Annotated in this window: 5 protein-coding genes; 1 reads left to right on the top strand and 4 read right to left on the bottom strand. The window is 34.2% G+C overall.

The annotated features are described in order from the left end of the window. Positions 1-174 precede the first annotated feature (174 nt). The 3 genes from K332_RS0121075 to K332_RS0121065 form a co-directional block, all read right to left on the bottom strand. Positions 175-1134, bottom strand: coding sequence for a dipeptidase (locus K332_RS0121075; RefSeq protein WP_026909258.1), 960 nt, complete (start codon positions 1132-1134; stop codon positions 175-177). A 110-nt stretch (positions 1135-1244) separates the two neighbouring features. Next, a complete protein-coding gene (locus K332_RS0121070; protein WP_026909257.1) occupies positions 1245-1964 on the bottom strand; it encodes a gamma-glutamyl-gamma-aminobutyrate hydrolase family protein in 720 nt (239 codons plus the stop codon). A gap of 252 nt (positions 1965-2216) precedes the next feature. Then, positions 2217-2420 carry an alpha/beta-type small acid-soluble spore protein gene (locus K332_RS0121065; RefSeq protein WP_026909256.1) on the bottom strand — a complete coding sequence of 68 codons (204 nt, stop codon included), beginning with the start codon at positions 2418-2420 and terminating at the stop codon, positions 2217-2219. A 233-nt stretch (positions 2421-2653) separates the two neighbouring features. Here K332_RS0121065 and K332_RS0121060 point away from each other — a divergent pair, with 233 nt between their 5' ends. Beyond that, on the top strand, positions 2654-4675 hold the full coding sequence (locus tag K332_RS0121060) for a LuxR C-terminal-related transcriptional regulator (protein ID WP_026909255.1): 2022 nt from the start codon (positions 2654-2656) through the stop codon (positions 4673-4675). Between the two features lie 56 nt (positions 4676-4731). Here the strand turns inward: K332_RS0121060 and K332_RS0121055 are convergent, their stop codons facing one another. After that, positions 4732-6063, bottom strand: coding sequence for an FAD-binding oxidoreductase (locus K332_RS0121055; protein ID WP_026909254.1), 1332 nt, complete (start codon positions 6061-6063; stop codon positions 4732-4734). Positions 6064-6239: the final 176 nt, after the last annotated feature.

Below are 6239 nucleotides of genomic sequence, written 5' to 3'. Positions count from 1 at the left end.
AAATGATGTATAAGAGCATCATTCACATCATTTTGAACCGAAGCCAGTTAGGTTCACAACTTAAATTATTAATAAAGTTACCGCGCACTTTCTATCAATACCGTATATAGAAAGTTTCAATACAATATCACCAATTAAAATCTAACTTAAAAAAGCTATACAAAGAGTAGGCCTTTATACAATTCCTCCTTCCACATAGTGATTGATAAAGTTCTGATGAGCAAATCCTTTAACCTCATCTTCCGAATAATGCTTAAGTAATTCATTAATTAGGTTTTGATATTTTGATGCATTCTCTAAGTTTGTTACAAAAGAAGATATTCCATCAAAGTCTGATCCTAAGCCTATATTTTTGATTCCTCCAAGCTCACATAAATAATCAATATGACGAATCAAGTCATGGATGGTAGCATCACTTTGTTTATGATTAATAAAAGGTGGCCAGAAAACAACATGAATCATAGCATCCTGTGCGAACATTGCTTTTATTTGCTCATCGTTCAAATTACGTGGATGGTTGCACAAAGTGAAAACATTCGAATGGCTTGCTATTGGGTATTTTGCTATTTCCATCACATCCCAAAACGCTCGTATTGAAAGATGAGATACATCCGTTAATACACCATTTTCATTATTTAACTGCACTACTTCTTTACCAAAGGCAGTTAGACCAGCGCCCCTTGGTTCTTCTACTCCATCTGCACATAGATTTGCGTTATTCCATGTTAATCCTATAGAAAGTACGCCAAGCTGGTACAGCATTCGTAGTTTTGCAAGGTCATTTCCAAATGCATCCGCACCTTCTAGCGTCAATACTGCACCTATTTCTCCAACCTTCAAATTCTTAATATCTTGCCAATCTTTCACATGCTTCATCTCTGGATTCTTCCCAAGTATTTTATGGTAAAATATATCAATTTGCTCCAGTGCATGCTGCCATTTTTCATCTATTGGAACATCTGGCATAATAAAAATTGCGAAAAACTGTACGTTTATATCTCCTTTCCTTAAAAATTGGAGATTTGTATTTAGCTCTGGGGAGTCTTTGAATTGTAGTTGTTTTTTGGAAAAAGGTATCCTTCTAGATAATTGTAGTTTTAAAAGTGCGTCACAATGTGTATCGATTATTTTCAATTTGAAGATCCTCCCTTTTTAGAATTTATTTGTCTGTAATGAAATTTGGGACATATTTTACTGTTATCCCTATGCATATCCTGTTTTAACTCAAAATCCTTTTACTTCACCTATTCATTTCCACTACAAGCAGCTATAAATCCTTTAAAAATAGCCTCCGAAGCCAAATCATTTGCCACTAACATATTCTCTGGATGCCACTGAAGTGCCAGAACAAATCGATGTTTTGTACTTTCAATTGCTTCAACAATTCCATCACTTGCCCGAGCGGATATTTGCAAAGGTTTTTCTACTTTCCGGTTTGCTTGATGATGACGACTATTTACTCTTAGTCTTGTCTCCCCAGTTATTCGATTCAAAAGAGAACCTTCTTTTACATCTACAAAATGGGACCCATGTTTATTAGGTGCCTTTTGCTGATGCTGCAATAATTCTCTGGAGTTTTTTTGCGAATAGATATCTTGATACATATCACCACCAAGTGCGATATTTAATGTTTGACTTCCACGGCAAACACCTAAAATTGGTTTATCCAGCACCAGCACTTTCTTCATTAAGGCAATCTCAAAATGGTCCCTTTCTGGAATAATTGTACCTAGCTTTGGATGTGGTTCCTCACCGAACAAAGTAGGATCAATATCATATCCTCCTGTTGCATAAAGTCCATCTATTTTACTAGCAATCTCTTCGATTGTCTTCTCATGTTGATAATAGGGCAATAAAATCGGGATTCCACCTGCTCTAATAATTGCATTTACATTATCAGTAGATGTAAAGTAAGTCTCCTGTTCTATCTCGGTTGAGGTTACAATACCTATTAATGGATTCATTCATGCATCCTCCTCAGAATATTCAATACTCTTTAGATTATGATACACGTTTTGATATCATTATAGGAAATATTTACAGTGGCAGCTTATTTATAATACCTATTTACTAAGTTAAGAAAAAAGAGTTATGAAGTTAACGCCTCATTTTCAGAAATTATACCTTTGAGATTTCTGACGTTCTCCTAATCTATACTCAAGTTTAGAGAAACCAATAAAAGGAGCTCCTGATTTCAGGAGCCCCTTTCGAGTATGCTATTTTTGACCATTCTGCATACTCTGTTCGGCGATTTGAATCATTCTTTTGACCATTTCGCCACCCACAGATCCGTTTTCACGCGCTGTAGTGTCAGCTCCTGGCTGTACACCAAGCTCATTTGCAATTTCCTCTTTCATTTGATCCATTGCATTCTTTGCACCTGGCACTAACAATTTATTCCTATTATTGTTATTAGCCAAAACGCTCACTCCTTGTGGGTATTGAACAGATACTTGTCTGTTCTTTCGTAGGTTGCGAACTTCAATCAACTTCTATTCAATGATTAGTAGGTTTTATATAAATTTCCCCAATAACCTCACAATTCGAGGAAAAATTTCCCTATCTTCACTTCTGTCTTGACAGGTCAATAGTACTATTTTATATTTTAAATAACAGGAATTTTCTAAAAAGTATAAATGAAGGGGGTAAGTAGTTGGACAAGTTAATAGAAAATAAGCGAATTAATCAGGTTATACAAGAGGTAGAAGAAGCTTACTTTTTTGGCAGAAATGATGAGATAAAGTTGTTTCAAAACCTGATTCAAAAAGAATACCCGGAGTTCAAAGTTATTAATTTATATGGAAAAGGTGGTATTGGCAAAACCTATTTATTATATGAATTTGCAATAATAGCTGGTAAGGAAAATATCCCTTTTATACATTTAGATACGCAGGACTTTAACCATACGATAGATGATTTTACGGACTACTTACATTCCATGCTAGCTACTCATTTACATATTGATAATACCAATCCTAAATCCATACAAGATTGCATTGAACAAATTAATGATTTTGAAAAAAAGATTTTTATTGTTGTTGATACATATGAACAAATGGATAATCTCGATAGATGGTTCCGAAATGTTTTTATTCGGAAGCTTAGTCCTAGGGTTTCTATTATACTTGCTGGAAGGAAAGAGTTAACTGGAGAATGGCAAGAATCGCCAGCCTGGAGAAAGATTACAAAGCAAATAGAGTTAACTTCCTTCAGTTTTGATGACACTAAACGCTTTTTGCAAAGCAATGGGATAACAAATGAATCTACCATAAAAAAAATATGGGAATTTACAAATGGACATCCATTATTATTATCGTTAGCAACGATTAGTGATGTTGTAGATGTTGAGACTATCAATATTTTCAAAAATAATGCAGAAGCATTAAGCACTTTGACACGCAGATGGTTAAGTGAAGTTAAAGATGAGAGCTTAATAAAATTCATTGAAATTGCAGCATTATTACGCCACTTTGATCAATATACCATTTCACAAATTTTAAACTATGAAATCCCAACAAATACATTCCATGAACTTGTTTCCCTTTCTTTTATTCAAAAGACAAAGGTCGGTTGGACTATTCATGAACTAGTTCGGGATGCCATCTCTATTGAATTAAAGCAAAGAAATCATGACCGCTATCTTTTCTTAACGAATAAAATTATTCAATTTTATTACACTCGAATTATAACTCAGCCAAGCAAAGAAGATATTGCTTCTTTCTTTTATCATATTGGTGATGACGTTATTCAATCTGTATTCTTTCAAGATGATAGCTCAATGGATACAACAATGTATTTAGAACCTATCGATGAATACAATTTTCATGAGGTGGAAGATTTTTTTACATATCTAAATAATAATCTGACCGTAAGTAAGACCAATTTTTATAATAGATCAACAAACCTTTCCTTTCAATTCGATGCATCATTAGAACATAATCAATTAGAACAGGAACTAATTGGTCCAAGTTACATTCAGAAGATGGGATATGATGGTGCAAGTTTACTAAAAAAAGACGGGGAAGTAATTGGGATTTCAATAAACGTTCCGATTAATAAACAAACATTACCATTTTTAGAAAACGAGCCCGTTTCTAGAGCATATTTTGCAAATTTATCGGAAGTGGAAAGAAACTATTACAATGTTCCGGTCGAAAAAAGCGCTGGTTATTTTATCCGTTATCAAGAGTATAAGGATCCAACCGACAATGCTGCTCGTGGTTTCTTATTGTATAGCTTATTACCGTTTGTTTTTTCTGGAGGAATACTCGTTGTATCGACACCTTTAAAGCTTTTCCAGGAGTTGTTGTATAAGTTTGGGTTTCAAACCGTAGATGGGGCATCACATGATGACTATCTTATGAAACAACCTACACCAACATTCTTGTTAGATCTTAGTGGTCCAAGACTCATTCCTTATTTGAAGCAATTTATTGCAGGTATAACTACTCTCAGTAAAATGGACATTTTAACAGAGGAATTTTCTTTAACATCAAGGGAACAAGATATCATTAAGTTATTATTAGAAGACAAGCCAATCATCGAAATTGCCAATGAATTATATATTGCAGAGATAACGGTAAAGAAAGCTTTAAGCCGTATTTATCAAAAGGCAAATGTCAAAAATCGTATGCAGTTGATGACACGTATATGGAGATTATTTAGAATAACATGATTAGATTAGAGCTGGGACGTTTATTCTCTTTGATTCATACACTTATCCCAGCTTTTTTAATCCAATAATTTACGTTCCGAGCAAAAAAGGTTTTCTGGATCGTATGCCATTTTTAGTGCAACTAATCTAGCTAAAATACATTTGTATGAATTCCGTATTACCTCCTCATTCTCCTGTGAGCTATTAAGGTATGAGGCTTGTTTGTAGGAATATGGAAGTAGTTTTTCATAGAGGTCATACACCCATTTATTAGCTGCTTCCTGATTTTTTCTAGTTTCAGCATCAATAATTAGAAGATAATTAGCATCACGAATAGTAAACGCAGTCTCATATTCAGATATACGATTCATTTTCCCATGAAATTCAAGTATAGTGACATGAAGGGAAAACTCTGTACTCTCACATTCCTCAATTAATAATTGGATCATTTCATTAGTAAGCTCATGAAAAAACAATGAAATTCCTTCTACTGCAAAACTATCTCCAACCCATGAATCAAACTTTTTCTGCATTTCGATGTATGTCATTATTTCCGTATTATCTGCTATTGGTATTGCAAGCTCCAACAACGGTTGAATGATTTCCTTTTCCACTTTCAAATTTAATTCACCATCATACATACCAACAAGCCGTATATAAGGTTTTGCGTTATCCCCATAGAAAAAGGCAAGATGAAAAGATATATCATCAACAGCGGTTTGACGATATTTTTCTACTTTTTCAAGAATTTGTTGTAAATCTTTATAGTCATAGATTACATCAATTGCGAGGATATGTTGAGCAACTGGATATAATTTCATTTCGAATTTCGTTACTACTCCAAAATTCTGACCTGCTCCCCGAATAGCCCAGAATAATTCCGGATGATGAAATTTATTTACATAAATATGCTCTCCTTGTCCAGTGATGAGATGAACCCCGACAACACTATCGCTTGTTAGACCGTATTTTCCTCGCAGATAGCCTATTCCACCGCCTAGAGCAAGGCCTGAAACTCCAATACAGGAAACCATTCCTAGTGGAACAGCTAATCCATACTCCTGTGTAACCTCATCTACTTCTGAAATCTTTGCTCCTGCACCAATTGTTGCAATCCTGCTAATTTCATCGATATGGACATCATTCATGTGCGACAAATCAACAAGGACCGCATTGTCTTTAACAGACTTCCCCGCAGGATGAAAGCCACCACCACGTACAGTAATCTTTAATCCATTCTCATTAGCATAATGAATGGCTCCTATAACATCATCAACACTTTTACATTCAAAAATAACAGCTGGATATTGATCTACATTTGAATTCCAAACCTGTCTTTTAAAATGATACAAGGGATGTTTATTATTAATCTTCTGGCCATTCTTTTGATATTTTAAATCATGACCCATGAAAATTCCTCCATTATTAATAGATTGGGGAGCACTAGTTCTATTTTTATCCGTATCAATCTACCTTATGAATAATAATAAGTTTATCATTTACTAGGACATTTGTAATGTATACGTAGGTATATAAATATAGTGATTTGGAATATTTTTTATACTTTTATGCTATAATTAGTAAA

Origin of the sequence: Paucisalibacillus globulus DSM 18846, assembly GCF_000482485.1 — a bacterium.
Taxonomy (GTDB): domain Bacteria; phylum Bacillota; class Bacilli; order Bacillales; family Amphibacillaceae; genus Ornithinibacillus; species Ornithinibacillus globulus.
This window is presented reverse-complemented; position numbering and strand designations above follow the sequence as displayed.